Source organism: Domibacillus tundrae (genome assembly GCF_000970675.1).
GTDB lineage: Bacteria > Bacillota > Bacilli > Bacillales > Domibacillaceae > Domibacillus > Domibacillus tundrae.
The window spans coordinates 113,115-129,227 of sequence record NZ_LAJA01000004.1 but is presented as its reverse complement, the minus strand read 5'-3'; the positions used below and the strand labels follow the sequence as shown (position 1 = coordinate 129,227).

Annotated in this window: 15 protein-coding genes; 1 reads left to right on the top strand and 14 read right to left on the bottom strand. The window is 43.3% G+C overall.

Translation table 11 applies throughout. The features are described from left to right. Positions 1-51: 51 nt before the first annotated feature. The 13 genes from VQ00_RS06045 to VQ00_RS05985 all read right to left on the bottom strand — a co-directional run bounded on the left by VQ00_RS06045 (position 52) and on the right by VQ00_RS05985 (position 14,068). Positions 52-933 carry a 2-oxoacid:ferredoxin oxidoreductase subunit beta gene (locus VQ00_RS06045; RefSeq protein ID WP_046179257.1) on the bottom strand — a complete coding sequence of 294 codons (882 nt, stop codon included), beginning with the start codon at positions 931-933 and terminating at the stop codon, positions 52-54. Positions 934-935: 2 nt separating this feature from the next. Beyond that, positions 936-2,678 carry a 2-oxoacid:acceptor oxidoreductase subunit alpha gene (locus tag VQ00_RS06040; RefSeq protein ID WP_046179256.1) on the bottom strand — a complete coding sequence of 581 codons (1,743 nt, stop codon included), beginning with the start codon at positions 2,676-2,678 and terminating at the stop codon, positions 936-938. Positions 2,679-2,908: 230 nt separating this feature from the next. Beyond that, complete coding sequence (locus tag VQ00_RS06035; protein WP_046179255.1) at positions 2,909-3,169, bottom strand: stage V sporulation protein S; 261 nt, start codon at positions 3,167-3,169, stop codon at positions 2,909-2,911. A 67-nt stretch (positions 3,170-3,236) separates the two neighbouring features. Further along, positions 3,237-4,037 carry a TIGR00282 family metallophosphoesterase gene (locus VQ00_RS06030; RefSeq protein WP_046179254.1) on the bottom strand — a complete coding sequence of 267 codons (801 nt, stop codon included), beginning with the start codon at positions 4,035-4,037 and terminating at the stop codon, positions 3,237-3,239. Between the two features lie 237 nt (positions 4,038-4,274). Next, positions 4,275-5,834, bottom strand: coding sequence for a ribonuclease Y (gene rny, locus VQ00_RS06025; protein WP_046179253.1), 1,560 nt, complete (start codon positions 5,832-5,834; stop codon positions 4,275-4,277). A gap of 242 nt (positions 5,835-6,076) precedes the next feature. Further along, entirely contained in the window at positions 6,077-7,126 is a 1,050-nt protein-coding gene (recA, locus tag VQ00_RS06020; RefSeq protein WP_046179252.1) for a recombinase RecA, read from the bottom strand. Positions 7,127-7,435: 309 nt separating this feature from the next. Next, a complete protein-coding gene (locus tag VQ00_RS06015; RefSeq protein WP_046179251.1) occupies positions 7,436-8,728 on the bottom strand; it encodes an O-acetylhomoserine aminocarboxypropyltransferase/cysteine synthase family protein in 1,293 nt (430 codons plus the stop codon). Between the two features lie 78 nt (positions 8,729-8,806). After that, positions 8,807-10,042, bottom strand: coding sequence for a competence/damage-inducible protein A (locus tag VQ00_RS06010; protein WP_046179250.1), 1,236 nt, complete (start codon positions 10,040-10,042; stop codon positions 8,807-8,809). 189 nt (positions 10,043-10,231) lie between these two features. Further along, the gene (pgsA, locus tag VQ00_RS06005; protein ID WP_046179249.1) at positions 10,232-10,810 is read right to left on the bottom strand and encodes a CDP-diacylglycerol--glycerol-3-phosphate 3-phosphatidyltransferase; all 579 of its coding nucleotides are present in this window, start codon (positions 10,808-10,810) and stop codon (positions 10,232-10,234) included. 24 nt (positions 10,811-10,834) lie between these two features. Beyond that, positions 10,835-11,716 (bottom strand): helix-turn-helix domain-containing protein, encoded by an 882-nt coding sequence (locus VQ00_RS06000; protein ID WP_046179248.1) that lies wholly within the window; start codon positions 11,714-11,716, stop codon positions 10,835-10,837. A gap of 18 nt (positions 11,717-11,734) precedes the next feature. Beyond that, complete coding sequence (locus tag VQ00_RS05995; protein WP_046179247.1) at positions 11,735-12,526, bottom strand: DUF3388 domain-containing protein; 792 nt, start codon at positions 12,524-12,526, stop codon at positions 11,735-11,737. Between the two features lie 189 nt (positions 12,527-12,715). Next, complete coding sequence (locus tag VQ00_RS05990; RefSeq protein ID WP_046179246.1) at positions 12,716-13,078, bottom strand: hypothetical protein; 363 nt, start codon at positions 13,076-13,078, stop codon at positions 12,716-12,718. 237 nt (positions 13,079-13,315) lie between these two features. Further along, on the bottom strand, positions 13,316-14,068 hold the full coding sequence (locus tag VQ00_RS05985; protein ID WP_046179245.1) for a hypothetical protein: 753 nt from the start codon (positions 14,066-14,068) through the stop codon (positions 13,316-13,318). A 220-nt stretch (positions 14,069-14,288) separates the two neighbouring features. On the opposite strand from VQ00_RS05985, the gene VQ00_RS05980 reads away from it, so the two are divergent. Then, the gene (locus VQ00_RS05980) at positions 14,289-15,350 is read left to right on the top strand and encodes a beta family protein (protein WP_046179244.1); all 1,062 of its coding nucleotides are present in this window, start codon (positions 14,289-14,291) and stop codon (positions 15,348-15,350) included. Here the strand turns inward: VQ00_RS05980 and VQ00_RS05975 are convergent. Beyond that, entirely contained in the window at positions 15,312-15,881 is a 570-nt protein-coding gene (locus VQ00_RS05975) for a sce7726 family protein (RefSeq protein ID WP_046179243.1), read from the bottom strand. The genes VQ00_RS05980 and VQ00_RS05975 overlap by 39 nt on opposite strands. Between the last annotated feature and the right edge of the window lie 232 nt (positions 15,882-16,113).

The following is a 16,113-nucleotide window of genomic DNA, read 5'->3' as shown; positions in this document are numbered from 1 at the left end:
AGCGCGCGCCAGAAAAAGACGCAGAGATTTCTCTCCTCTGCGCCATAAAAATTACATAAATTCTTTGATAAGCTGATCAAATGCTTCCGCGCCAAGATTCAGTTCCGCTTCAGAAAGCGGTGTTTCGGCATAGCCTTCTACAAGATCCTGGTACGATGGACGTTCAGTATCTTGATAAATGATGCCTGTGACAAGGTCATCATGCTGCATAAGTGTGTTCATCGCGCCTTGACGGTCGGCCGGGTCGTAGCCTTCAATTGTTGAAAGCTTTGTTAAATTTTCTTTAAACCAATCATACGTGTTCACTTTATTGTACGTGACACACGGGCTGAATACATTAATCAATGAAAAGCCTTTATGGTTAATCCCGGCTTCAATGATCGCTGTTAAATCTTTTAAATCAGTTGAAAAACTTTGTGCGACAAATGTCGCGCCGGTTGTAACGGCGAGCTGCATCGGTGATAACGTCTGTTCAATCGAGCCGAGCGGTGTCGATTTCGTTTTAAATCCGGCCGCTGAACGCGGAGACGTCTGTCCTTTCGTCAATCCATAAATTTGGTTATCCATGACGATATATGTTAAGTCAATGTTGCGGCGCATTGCGTGAATGGTGTGACCCATTCCGATCGCAAAACCGTCGCCGTCGCCACCGGATGCAATAACAGTCAACTCTTTATTGGCCATTTTCACGCCTTGAGCAATCGGAAGAGCGCGGCCGTGAATGCCGTGAAGTCCATATGAATTAATGTAGCCCGAAATACGTCCAGAACAGCCAATGCCAGAAATAACCGCCAGTTTTTCAGGCGTCAAGCCGACATTCGCCGCCGCACGCTGAATCGCAGCCTGTACGGAGAAGTCACCGCAGCCTGGGCACCAGTTTGGTTTGACGTTATTACGAAAATCTTTAAACGTTGCAGTTGCTGCTGTTGCCATAATTAAATCAGCTCCTTGCTGCTCTCAACAATATGATGCGGCAAGAACGGATTGCCGTCATACTTTAAGATGCTTTTAATTTTTTGCGGATAGCCGGCGTTCATTTTGATAATGCTTGCCAGTTGTCCAGTTGCATTGTTTTCGACGACCGCGACATTTTTTGCCGATTCAATAAGTGGCAAAATGTCCGCTGTCGGGAATGGATGTACGAGACGGACACGCGCGTGGTTTACTTTCACACCTTCTGCTTCAAGACGCTCCATCGCTTCTTCAATCGCACCGCCTGTTGAATTAAAGCCAATTAATAAAAGATCCGCTTCTTCGTGTTTTGCATTTTTGTAAATAGGGTTCGGGAAGACATTTGCCAGCTGGTTAAGCTTTCTCATACGCTTGTCCATTTGCGCTTTCCGATTTGCCGGTGATTCTGATGGTTTGCCTGTCTCATCGTGCTCTACGCCAGTTACGTGGTGAATCCCGCCGCTTACACCTGGAATCACACGCGGCGATACACCATCTTCTGTCACTTCATATCGTTTAAAATACGATTTATCCTCGCGTGGTTCAATGCCTTCTTTCATAAGTTTGCCACGGCGAATGTTCACTTTGCTGTAGTCAAGCTGCTCAACGGTATGCTTGCCGAGTGACAGCTGCAAGTCGGATAACAAGATGACCGGTACTTGGTATTCTTCGGCAATGTTGAACGCTTCAACCGTATCATAAAAGCCTTCTTCCGCTGTGCCCGGCGCAATGACGACTTTCGGAATTTCGCCGTGCGTGCCGTAGATCATCGCCATTAGATCTGATTGTTCCTGTTTTGTCGGAAGACCCGTTGATGGACCGCCACGCTGTGTGTCAATGACAACAAGCGGCGTTTCTGTCATGCCTGAAAGACCGATCGCTTCCATCATAAGAGACAAGCCTGGTCCTGCAGACGCCGTGAATGATCGAATACCGCCGTAATTTGCCCCGATCGCCATCGTTGCTGCCGCAATTTCATCCTCGGTTTGAATGACTGTACCGCCGACTTTGGGGAGTTTTTTAATTAAATACTCCATAATTTCGGAGGCCGGCGTAATCGGATACGCTGCCATTAAGCGAACACCCGCTGCCAATGCACCAAGCGCAATCGCGTCATTTCCGATCATAAACATGCGTTTCTTGCCGTCCGCAGGCGGAAGCTGAAGAGCGCTCGTGTCACCATTAAGCTGTTCTTTCATATGGTCATAACCTTGCTGGATCGCTTCCATGTTCTTTTGAACGACCATTTCGCCTTTACGGCTAAAAATTTCTTCAACCACACCAAGAAAAACAGAGACATCCAGGTTAATAATTGAACACGTTGCCCCTACAGCAACCATGTTTTTCATTAAAGAAGTGCCTAGCTCTGTCGCAATTTCCGTAAACGGAACTGCGTAAAAAGCCGCTTCCGTATCATCAGGCTTTACCGGATTGAACTTTGTATCGGCAATAATAATGCCATTTGCATGAAGTTCATGGTAATTCACATCAATTGTTTCCTGGTCGAATGCTACTAATATATCAAGATCATCCGCAACCGCACTCACTTTTTTAGTACTGACACGAATTTTATTGTTTGTATGTCCGCCTTTAATACGGGATGAGAAGTGGCGATACCCATATAAATAGTATCCAAGGCGGTTCAACGCCATGGAGAAAATTTCTCCCGTGCTTTCAATTCCTTCCCCTTGCTGTCCTCCCACTTTCCAAGAAAGCTGCTCTGCCATTGTTCCAAACACTCCTTTAAATATGACCGCATCATTTTTCTGCTTCTTATAGTGTATCATTTTTATATATAAATCACTATATGAATACTCTACAACTGGTAAACGTTCGATCTATGTAAAAAACTAACTAATTTAATCGGATTAAAACAATGTTCCTAGTGTACTTCTTTTGTTGGAAAAATGCAAAAACATTTATATAAAAAAACATTCCAGCCAAATGGCTGGAATGTTTAACGGCACTGGATAATTAATTTCATCGCCGTGCGTGCTTCTCCTGCGATCATAATACTTGTAAAAGCCGGTATGCAAATTAAATCAATGCCGCCGGGTGCCACAAATCCTCTTGCAATCGCGACCGCTTTCACCGCTTGATTCAGCGCGCCTGCCCCGACGGCTTGTATTTCAGCACTGCCTTTTTCCCGCATCGTTCCGGCCAATGCACCGGCTACCGAGTTTGGATTTGATTTTGATGATACTTTTAAGACATCCATTCCCTAATCCCCCTTTTGAAGCCTCCATTCGTCTTTCATATATATTCAAATGAAGAGGGGCTATGAATTAATAATCGTTAAAAGGATAATCGTCGTTTATTAAAATGCGTTGAATCGATTTTGCAAGCCCCGTTTTTCGATCTGTTTGAACGAGACATCCGGACAACTGCGTGCGTCCTTCTTTCGGCACTTCAAATCTCGCCGGCAGCTGATTTTGAAACTTTTGGATAATCGATTCTTTTTCCATACCAAGAATTCCGTCATATGGACCCGTCATTCCTGCGTCAGTTAAATAAGCAGTTCCGCCTGGCAGCACGCGGTTGTCCGCTGTCTGCACGTGCGTATGCGTTCCGACAACCGCCGTAACCCGCCCATCTAAAAACCAGCCCATCGCCTGTTTTTCACTCGTTGTCTCAGCATGAAAGTCAACGAAGATAAACGGTGTCCGCTTTTTTGCTTCTTCCACAAGTTGATCTGCTTTATGAAACGGGCAGTCAAGATCGTTCATAAAAACACGGCCCTGCAAATTAATAACGGCTACTTCAAACTCTCCCGCTGGTACGTATGCAATGCCCTGACCTGGAACCGAGGCTGGAAAGTTTGCCGGACGGACGAGCCATTTCGCTGTATCAATAAATTCAAAAATATCTCTATTATCCCATGCGTGGTTGCCGAGTGTGACGACATTGGCACCATCCTGCATAAATTTTTTATAAATTTTCTCTGTAATGCCGCGCCCGCCCGCAGCATTTTCCCCATTAATGATCGTGATGCCCGGACGATATTTTTTCTTTAATCTCGGTACGTACTCACTAACCATGTCACGGCCTGGCGATCCGACGACGTCCCCTATAAATAATAGATCCATTTTTCTCCTTCTTTCTTTTCGCAATAAGAAAAGCGCAAGGCGCCCGTCTTTCAGCGACAAGCATAAGACAATCTGTCTTAGAGCAAAGGCTAAGAACGCGGCATCGTGCCGCAACGCCTTTGTGACTCACATCCTGTGAGCCCTCGAGCTGATGGCGCCTGGAGCTGGCCATCATTGAAAATATATTCTTTTTTAACCTAAAAGAAAAGCGGTGCTTTTTTCGCACACCGCTTTCACTTATTTTGCATATTCAACTGCTCTTGTTTCACGAATAACGGTTACTTTAATATGACCCGGATAATCAAGTTCTCCTTCAATGCGTTTGCGGATATCACGCGCAAGGCGGTGTGCCTGCAGGTCATCAATTTGCTCCGGTTTTACCATGATCCGTACTTCACGACCAGCCTGGATGGCAAATGATTTTTCGACACCATCATATGATTCCGAAATTTCTTCGAGTTTTTCTAAGCGGCGAATGTAGTTTTCGAGTGTTTCACTGCGTGCGCCTGGTCTTGCGGCAGACAATGCATCTGCTGCAGCGACTAAAACGGCAATAACCGATGTTGGTTCTGTGTCGCCATGGTGTGATGCAATACTGTTGATGACAACCGGATGCTCTTTGTACTTCTGACCGAGCTCAACACCGATTTCAACGTGGCTGCCTTCCACCTCATGGTCGACCGCTTTGCCGATGTCATGCAGAAGTCCTGCTCGGCGGGCAAGTGTTTCGTCTTCACCGAGTTCGGCTGCTAAAAGACCGGATAAATACGCGACTTCAACCGAGTGTTTCAGCACGTTTTGTCCATAGCTTGTCCGGTATTTTAGGCGGCCGAGAATTTTGATGAGGTCTGGATGCAAACCGTGAACACCAACGTCAAATGTTGTCTGCTCACCGATTTCACGAATATGCTCATCTACCTCACGCCGCGCTTTGTCAACCATTTCTTCAATACGCGCCGGATGAATACGTCCGTCCTGCACCAATTTCTCCAAGGCGATTCGGGCTGTTTCGCGGCGGATCGGATCAAAGCCGGACAAAATAACGGCTTCAGGCGTGTCATCGATAATTAAATCGATGCCTGTCAGCGTTTCAAGTGTACGGATGTTGCGGCCTTCACGTCCGATAATGCGCCCTTTCATCTCATCGTTCGGCAATGTGACGACAGATACAGTCGTTTCAGCCACATGATCGGCTGCAAACCGCTGAATCGCAAGTGACAACACTTCACGTGCTTTTTTGTCGGATTCTTCCTTCGCACGATGCTCGTTCTCTTTTACCATGATGGCAATATCGTGGGATAATTCTTGTTCAGTCCGTTCTAAAATGATGGAGCGCGCTTCGTCACGTGTCAGAGCAGAAATTCGCTCAAGCTCGGATTGCTGCTTTTTCACCATCTCATCCACTTTGCTGTCCATCTCTTCAATATGTTGTTGTTTTGTGTTTAACGCTGCCTCTTTATGTTCGAGCATATCTTCCCGCTTGTTTAGGGAATCATCCTTTCGATCAAGGTTTTCTTCTTTTTGAAGGAGGCGATTTTCTTGTTTTTGTAATTCATTTCGTCTTTCACGGAGATCATGTTCGGTTTCCGTGCGCAATTTATGAATTTCATCCTTTGCCTCTAAAAGAGCTTCTTTTTTCGACGCTTCTGCTTCCCGTTTTGCATCTTCTACAATTTGGTCTGCAGCGCTGCGTGCGCCCGCGATTTTTGATTCGGCAATTGATTTTCGTACAAAATAGCCAACAACGACACCAATGATAAGGCCAAGCAAAATGGAGATGATTGTAATGGGTTCCATCATTTCACCTCCTCTTGCTATAAATAATTGTCATGTGTTTCACATGTTGGCTGCTGTCGCATAAAATTATGAAACAAACAGCGCTACATTTCCATTTTCAAGATAAAAAATGTCAAATATACAACTTTAATTTTATCGGTGTAAAATTTTATTGTCAAGGTTTTCTCCATGAAACCCCTTATTTCTAAAGGGGTTAACAAAAAAAGCAGGAAAACGGGCGGCCCGTCTCCTGCTTTTTTCAGTTATTTTTCTTCGAAAAGTGTATCTGCTCCGTTGTTTTCTTCTGCAGACGGAACTTCCGGCACCTTATCTAAACCGTAACGCTCACGAATTTTCATCATGATCTCATGGCGTATTTCCGGATTTTCTTTTAAAAATTGTTTTGCATTTTCACGGCCTTGTCCGAGTCGTTCGCCTTTATATGAATACCAGGCGCCGCTTTTTTCGACGATATCTTCCTCTGAACCGAGATCGATAATTTCACCTTCACGTGAAATGCCTTCTCCATACATAATATCGACTTCTGCGACACGAAACGGTGGTGCCACTTTATTTTTCACTACTTTGATTTTTGTTTTATTCCCGACAATATCATTGCCTTGTTTTAACGCTTCAGCCCGTCTTACCTCAAGACGGACAGAGCTGTAAAACTTAAGGGCACGGCCCCCAGGCGTTATCTCGGGATTTCCGAACATAACTCCAACCTTTTCACGAATCTGGTTAATAAAAATAGCGATTGTGTTGGACTTGTTAATCGCACCTGACAGCTTGCGAAGAGCCTGAGACATAAGACGGGCCTGCAAGCCAACGTGTGAGGCACCCATTTCGCCTTCAATTTCTGCTTTCGGCACAAGCGCTGCAACCGAGTCAATGACAATAATATCAACCGCACCGCTTCGTACAAGCGCTTCGGCAATTTCCAATGCCTGCTCGCCTGTATCCGGCTGCGATAAAAGAAGTTCGTCAATGTTCACACCGAGCTTTTGAGCGTAGACAGGATCAAGGGCATGCTCAGCATCGATAAACGCCGCCTGTCCGCCTTGTGACTGTATTTCCGCGATGGCATGAAGTGCAACCGTTGTTTTTCCTGAGCTCTCAGGACCGTAAATCTCCACTACACGTCCACGCGGATAGCCGCCTATTCCCAGTGCTGAATCGAGTGCAAGCGACCCGCTTGGTGATGTAGAGACACGACGTTCCGGTTGTTCACCTAGCTTCATTACCGATCCTTTTCCGAATTGCTTTTCAATTTGTTTAAGCGCCATATCTAAGGCAGCCTGACGATCGTTCACTATAAAATTCCTCCTTAAAAAATACGTATCTATATTAGGAACAGCTGTTTTGCAAGTTGTGTTGGAACCTGACTTAACTATACCGTAATCAGCAATAAATTACAAGCAAAAAACGAACATTTATTCGACTTTTTTCACCTGCTTTCAAAAAGAAAAATAACGATAAAATGGAAGGAATTCCGTAAAGTACTGTTAGTGAAGAACCAGAAGAGTAATAGAAGAATTTTCTGCAGCAATCGGCTGATCGCTTGTTTATTATATCATGGATCATAGAAAAAAAGCCCGCCGGAACAACCGGCAGACTCATATTTATGAAGAAATCCCGCTTCCCTTTTCAATCGCCTGCTTCAAATCAGCAATTAAGTCCTCTGGGGACTCCAAACCGACAGAAAGACGGATTAATTCTTCTGTAACCCCGGACTCTTTCAGCCCATCAGCGCTTAGCTGCTGATGTGTAGTAGATGCCGGATGGATAATAAGCGATTTACCATCGCCGACATTCGCCACATGTGACCAAAGTTCAACGGAATCGATAGCTTTTTTCCCTGCATCACGATCGCCTTTAATGCCAAAAACAACAATAGAGCCAAATGTGCCATTTAAATATTTTTTCGCAAGCTCATGAGAGGGATGATCCGGCAGCGACGGATGTTTGACCCATTCAACACCTGGATGTTCTTTCAAAAAGGCAATGATTTTCTGTGTGTTTTCGTGATGGCGCTGAATACGAAGATGCAGCGTTTCAAGTCCTTGGAGCAATAAAAACGCGCTGTTTGCACTAATCGACGGACCGAAGTCCCGCAAAAGCTGCACACGAAGCTTAATCGCAAAAGCCGGCCCTTCAATATCAGCGAATTTCAGGCCGTTGTATGACTCATCCGGCGTCGTAAAGCCTGGAAACTTATCCGTGTTCCAGTTAAAGGTCCCGCTGTCCACAACAACGCCGCCGATTACCGTTCCATGACCGCTGATCCACTTTGTCGCTGAGTGAACAACGATGTCCGCCCCCCATTTAATTGGCTGAGAACCATATGGCGACGCAAACGTATTATCTATAATAAGTGGTATGCCACTTTCGTGAGCGATAGAGGATATTGCCTCAACGTCTAATACACTCAAAGAAGGATTGCCGATAATCTCTGCAAACACTGCTTTCGTTTTTGGCGTAATGGCTTTCCGGAAATTTTCCGGGTCAGCCGAATCAACAAATGTTACATTAATGCCGTATTTCGGAAGTGTGTTAGCAAATAAATTATATGTACCGCCGTAAAGGTTAGCAGCGGCGACAATTTCATCCCCGGCATGCGCCACATTCATAATCGCAAATGAAATGGCAGCCATCCCCGATGACATAGCCACTGCTGCTGCGCCGCCTTCTAAAAGCGCGATCCGTTTTTCAAACACGTCAACTGTCGGATTCGTAATACGTGTATAAATATTTCCCGCTTCTTCAAGCGCGAATAGCGCCCGCGCATGGTCCGTATCCTTAAATACGTACGATGTCGTTTCGTAAATCGGCACCGCCCTGGCACCGGTAACCGGATCCGGCTGCTGTCCGCCATGCAATAAATTCGTTTCTGCCTGCCATTGCTCTCTCGCCACGCAAATCCCCCCTGATCTAGTATGTTCGTCGTAAGTATATCGATTTTCCCAAAAAACGTCAATCTATTATCTGAACATTCAATCAATCATTTGAAGCAAATAATGGCATCCGTATTTAACCGTGCGTTTCCGGATTCCCGTACGGCTTCCGGCCATTTTCAAGGGGTGAATGATCGTTTCCTTTCCCTTTGATGCAATCGCCAAAAATACAGTACCCGGCTCATGTCCTTCGAGCGCATCTGGACCTGCGACTCCTGTAAAACTGATTCCAATTTGCGATCCGCATAACTTGCGCACATTTTCGGCCAATTCTTTTGCACATTCAGCGCTGACTGCACCGTGAGTGGCTAATGTTTCTTTTTTCACTTGCAAGATTTGTTCTTTTACTTCGTTTGTATAACAAACAATGCCGCCTTTTACAAAAGCGCTTGTACCGGGAATGCCTGTCAACTCTCCTAAAAACAAGCCGCCAGTCAGGCTTTCCGCCGCCGCAATCGTAACTTGCTTTTCTTTAAGCTTTGCGGCCAGTTCAGCGGCAATCGTAGTTTCTTCGTATCCATAGAAAAAAGTGCCGACCCGTTCCAAAATTTCATCCTCCGCCTGCTGAATCAAGCGATAGGCTTCTTCGGGAGATTCATGTTTTGCTGTAATGCGCAAAATCACTTCTCCATCTCCTGCAAGCGGGGCAATCGTGGGATTCGTCTGCTTCATTAAAATATCATCAATTTCTGTCTCAAGAGTAGACTCACCGATCCCAAAGAAACGCAATACTCTTGATTCAATCCGCTCCACTTTTTCCATCGTTTTTAAAATTTCCGGGCGCCCATAGTTTAAAAACATTGGCTGCATTTCACGCGGCGGACCAGGCAAAAGCATATAATACGTTCCATCCGCTTTGGCGAACATGCCAGGCGCCATTCCATTATCATTTGTCAAAACGATACTATCTTTTATAACAAGTGCCTGCTTTTTATTGTTTTCTGTCATGACGCGGCCTGTCTTCGTGAAGTATGCCTCAATGCTTTGAAGCGCATCTTCGTTGTATTCAAGGGTCGTCCCAATTAAATGGGCAATTGTTTCTTTCGTCAAGTCATCCTTAGTCGGTCCGAGTCCCCCAGAAAAAATAATAAGATCCGCACGCTGCTTTGCAAGTTTCACAGCATCTTCAAGCCGCTCTCCATTGTCACCGACAACGGTATGATAATAAATATTCACGCCAATTTCTGCTAGGTGCTGCGATAAAAAGCGGGCATTGGTATTCGTAATTTGGCCAAGCAATAATTCTGATCCTACAGCAATAATTTCAGCATTCATCGTATGTATACTCCCCTTTTGGTAGACGAAAGGCACCATTGGAAATCCAAGGTGCCTCAGGCTGTTGATAAACGCTCGCTTTCTGCGTTGCTTGCCGGCTCCGGTGCTCATGACCCCTCACGGTCACTCCGCTCCTCGCACGGCTGCGCGTCTTGAAAGACAAGCGTTTTCAATCAGCCTGCCTTATTGTTATTTCGAGTTTTTAAAAACATCTTTATTTAATTTAAAGTAATCCCATCCAGACCAAAGTGTAAAGAACAATGCAATCCAAAGCATAAAATCCCCAAACGGAATGCCCATGCTTTCAAAAGGTGCATTATGCAGCAATAATACAGCTATTGCAATAATCTGCGTCCACGTTTTAATTTTCCCAAGCGTATTCGCAGCTACAACTTCACCGGTTTCCGCTAAAATAAGACGCAGCCCGGTCACCGCAAATTCACGACAAATAATCGCAATGACAATCCACGCCGGCGCCAATTGAAGCTCCACTAAAATAATGAGCGCCGCCGATACAAGCAACTTGTCAGCAAGCGGATCAAGAAACTTGCCGAAATTTGTGACGAGGTTGTACTTTCTGGCAATGTAGCCGTCGATCCAATCCGTCGTAGATGCCACAATAAAAAGAAGCGCTCCGATTAAATGTTCAACCGGCATGTCTGTACCAAACACGCGAACCATTCCCCAGCCAAAATCAACTGACATAATTAAGATGAAGAATGGAATCATTAAAATGCGTGAAATGGTTATTTTATTAGGTAAATTCAAAACTATTCCCTCCAGAAACGACCGTTATTGTGCTTTCGGGCGAATAATAATATCCTGCAGCACTTGCCCATCCGCTGGCAGCTTATACGCAAGTGTTTCGCCATTCACCGTAATAACGGTAGCCGGTGCAAAGCCGACTTTAATCCTTGCTTCCTTTTGACCAGTCATGTTGTGTGTTTGGGTTTGACCGTTTGCGAGCATGCCGCTGAAATAACTTTTGCCGCTTCCGTCTGTAATTTCAATCCATGTTTCACCTTTTGACGCAACTGCCACTTCAAACGCTTTTGCGCCCGAAAGTTCATACACCGTCTGGCGTCCGCTTGTTGAAACCGCCGAAAGTGTCTGTACTGGTGCAGCTGGTACAGGTTCTTCCTCCACAACAGGCTCTTCTTCAGCAGCAGGTGTTTCTTCTACAGCCGGTTCTTCTGTTGTTGGTTCTTTTTCTACTTGCACTTCTTCTTCTACAGCTGGATCACTTTCAGATCCGCTTTTCGGAATAAGTACATACACTAAAACGAGTGCGCCGATAATAAAAGCTGTTACTAAAATCTTTGGCAAGTAATCAAGCAATTTAGAAGACTCGCGAACGGGTTTGGACGCATCAACACGTGTCTTCTGATCAGCAGCGGCAGCGGTCCCTGTTGGCCGAAGCGGCACTTCATCTTCTTTAGAGGATGGCACTTCGCTTTTAAACTCTTCAAATAATTCTTCTGCATTTAACCCGACTGCTTCTGCATATTGCTTAATAAACGCCCGGACATAAAACTTGCCCGGCATAATGTCATAAGCCCCTTCTTCAATGCCTTCAAGATACCGCTTTTGAATTTTCGTCGATTCCTGAACGTCAGACAGTGACATCCCTTTTGATTCGCGCGCTTCCTTTAATTTTCTCCCTAATTCTGTCACCCATAACACCTTCCAATATTAAAAGTTAAACCCACCGAACTCCGAGTCCTGAAACATGTTGTTTTTTTCGACCGCCTCATACGTAATCTCTTCATCCGGTTCGTTGCGGAGCTCAATGATATAGTCGAAATCATCAATTGAATAGTGGCTGTTTTCTGCAAATACGTCTGGGTGTTCCACGACTTTTACCGCCGGAAGCTGCATTACTTCACGAATAAGCTGCCAATGCTTTTCACCAGCACGATTAGCAGAAATAACACCATCCAAAATAAAAATATTTTTCGGACTGTATTCATCGCGCAATAATTGTTCACGAACTGTCTGTTTAATCATTGTCGACGACATGAACAGCCATTTTTTATTCGCACATACACTTGCAGCAACGATCGATTCGGTTTTGCCGACTCTTGGCATGCCGCGAATGCCGATTAATCGGTGTCCATCCATTTTGTACAATTCTGCCATAAAATCAACAAGAAGTCCAAGCTCACTTCGTACAAAGCGAAATGTTTTCCGGTCATCCGCGTCCCGCTCAATATAGCGGCCATGCCGCACAGCCATTTTATCGCGCAGTTTTGGTTCGCGCAGCTTTACGACTTCAATGGTGTCCATTGTGTGTAAAATCGATTCAAGACGCTTAATTTGATCTTCGCTTTCCGCTCGCATCAATAAGCCACGGCTTTTATCGTCTACACCGTTAATTGTCACAATATTGATCGACAGCATACCAAGCAAGGATGAAATATCACCGAGCAGGCCAGGGCGGTTTTTTTTAATTTTGTATTCAAGGTAGTATTCTCTTTTCACCATCATATTCCTCCATTACGGCATGCCCTCGTTCAGTCATTGATCCTTTTACTATAATAAAGGATATCGTTTATAGGTACAAGCTGATAAATATACCTATAAGGAAATCAGCCATTAAAGGCTATGATTAAATTCTTCCATTATAATAGTCTATATTTATTTAAAACAGTATGAGAAAAAGTATGAGTTTTTTCATTCACTTTTCTCATACTGTTTTTGTTTCTCTGTTTGTCTCTTTTCCAATGATTCTTTTACTTTATTTAATGCGTGCAATTCCAATTCGCTGATCGTTCCATCTCTTTCTTTATCACAAAACTGTACATATTCTCGGGTAGTTAAATCCCCCTTCTTGAGCCTTCTATTGTATCTACTTTGATAAGTCGCCTTATGATAAGTCACTTTAATTAATTTTAAAAGCCACCGACCACCCACTAAAAAAGAAGCTTTAGAAAGGTTTACCAAAATAATAGATAAGATAGAAGAAGTCACAGCAATAAGCAATGTATCTAAGAGGGTGATTTGGGAGCTTTTATTTAAGTAATCCATAATTTCCAATTATTTTCACCTCCATAAATCTAATAAGTGACTAAAAGTGGAGATCGCCTCCTACTGAATGTTAATGTTGCTCAACCAATAACAAATTTTATATTATTGGTTAGAAGGAGGTGGAATAAATGACTAAAAGAGTTGTCAATATTGGAAAATCCCTGAATAAGCCATCAATGACTATCAAACCCGGTACCCAAAACTCGGCTGATAAGCCCTCGATGACTATTAAACCATCTTCAGGTGTTACTCCAAAGAAATAGAACCGTTTTCTAGACGTTCATTGAATAGAGATTGGGCCTCTAAGGCCCCTTCTAAATTATATATTTTTATGGTTACTCCCGTACTAGTATCTATATAGACTTTATCAACTGGCACATTGTAGTATTCCATTACTCTTGTCCAATGTGCCACACCATCTAATACAATACCTTTTTCCACTTCATGTGCTCGCGGCACGTTTACCAGAGATCCAATTAAGCTAAAATTAACATCCTCTACTTTACAGTACTCCACAATTTGTCCGGCGTTCCCTAAAAACATCTCATTCCAAACCGTAGTTTTGCTTGAAAAGGGCGCTATCCCATTTTCTTCTCTTACCATATTTACCTTATCCATTAAAAACTTATATCCTTTATTGGAAACCCACCGAGCCACGTAAAAGCTCGTTATTATACTAGAAACAACATAGTATAAAAGAAACCATATATTATCAGAAAGCTTATTGATGTCTGCGATCTTGCCCCCCATCAACATCCAATCTTGTTTTACTATAGGGACGTCAAAAGATGGATCAATAATCTCCCAATTAGAAACCCAGGCTAATATTTGATAGATAAATAATACAATCGAGACGATCGGTATCCAAAGTAACGCACTTAATGCTACTACTTCGCTGCTGTCCCGTTTTGTGGTCGGTGTCAATCCGAATAAATTAATCCAAAAATAAGCCAGCAAACCCGGCAGTGTGAAAATAATCAAAGAAATTAAACTATCCACTTTCTCACCTCACTTATATTATAGATATTTTCAGCGTGGAGAGCTATATTCATTTGTTTATACTTGTATTCAAGCGAAAATTAATTTCCAGTCTAGGTTATCGCGCCTATTTATTCCATATTTCATCAAAATAAATCAAAAAAATACAAAAAAAGAAGGAATTTTCAACTACATAACGAATGGTATTTATGTGACAAATAACTTCATGGAGGAGGATTTTATGTACTATCCATTATTGAAAAATTCCAACAATGAAATGAAGGCTTTAAAGGAGTTAAAGGAAGAGTCACGGCAGAAATTGATTCCGATCATTGAATCGAAAAGAGTCAAAAGGGCGAACTTACAAAATTGGGAGGCATCTTTCAAAACGCTAGGACGCTATTTAAAGGAACGTGTTAAAGAAACTAAATTTATTTATGACTTTAACTGTGCCTTAGAGGAACTTGGAGAAGAAGACCAACTGACCTCAACAACCGGGGAAAATTTAGTACAGCATTGCTTGCGAAAAATGCGGGATGAAGAACTGGATGTAATCCCTTGCTTTCAACATGATTCACCATATTGGTTGATCCGTTCCGTTCTTGAATCTGGATACCAAGAAATCGCTATTAGAGTACGGTGTCATGATTTCCAAGAATCGTTTGACCCGTTTGTCGTACAAAAACTGAGAAACGATTTAGACCCAGTGGATGGCAGTGTTGAGGTAACAATCATCTTAGACTTTTTCGACCATCCCACCACATCGAGAAGGATCCAGAACACGATCCATGAGTTTTCAAGAATTAACCACGCTCACATGGTGTATCTAGCAACAGCTTGTCCGGAAAATGCAAGTGACGCTGAGTCCCACTCTCTCACTTTAATTGGACCGCGCACAGAGTTTAATACGTTTCTTGAATTAAAAGCTCAGAACTCAGATTTAAAGTTCGGGGACTATACTACGAGGTTGAAAGGTGAAGTTCTAACCGGATTTAACCATTATAATTCTTATGTAAAAATTTTCTACTCCACTGAAACTGACTATTGGATTGCAAAGTCAAAACTTATCGGGGATGATGGGGAATTTACATTCCACGAAGTATGTCAGGAATTAGTGGAGCAGGATTTTTATCCAGGTGCTGATTTCTCTTTTGGAGATGGAGAAATCCAAAAATGCGCTAATCGAGAAATCACTATCGGTGACCATCAAAAGCCTATAGCAATCGGCGTGAATCACCATATTGAAACTACCATTGCCCAATTATCAAATTTCCCTCCAGTTGTCCCTACTCTTGAGCGTTGAGTAGACATAAGCCTTGATCACTTCAAAATCAGCTTCTGCTTGTAAAAAAGACAGGAGCTGCTTTTTTCTCATTTTTTTCAAAGATTTCGGTAAACCTAAATGGTCAATCAAGCCTTCAAGTTCTTTTTTCCACAGTAGCTTGATGATGATCTCAGGATCTTGAAAAGACACTCGGCGTCCTTTTCTCACATTAACCAATCTTGACTGATCTGCGCTGATAATCTTAATGCCCCACCATTCCGGCACAAGGGTCTTCACTTCTAAAAGATATTTTCTAGACACCACAATTGTCATTCTTTCAAACGCTCTATTGTAATATTCCATCTGGCGCGGCAGCCTTTTAAGGGTGTCCAAATCACTTTTTATCTCATATCCATGCATTATCCCGTTTACCACTGCTATATCCACTCTGGCCGCCCCAAAATCCAAACCAAGCTCATTTATAATTCTTGTATCTTCACAATCGCCATATATACTGATCAGTTCATTTGTGAGCAGCGCCCTCACTTTTAAATCATTTAATAATTCCATCGCTATCACCCAAATACATCATATTTCTAAATAAAGCCAATTTCAAGCCATGAAGACAAAAAAAATAATGTTCGATGTTTTCAGATCATTGCCTTAACAATGGAGAATTTGCTGCCATGCGGATTTAGTAGACCTACAGGGAGGGCTGCACTTCATTTTTACTCATCCTTTATCCTATTTACTCTTTTTCTTACCGTTCGTTCTAATAACCCTCGATTCATCCCACTCAAGA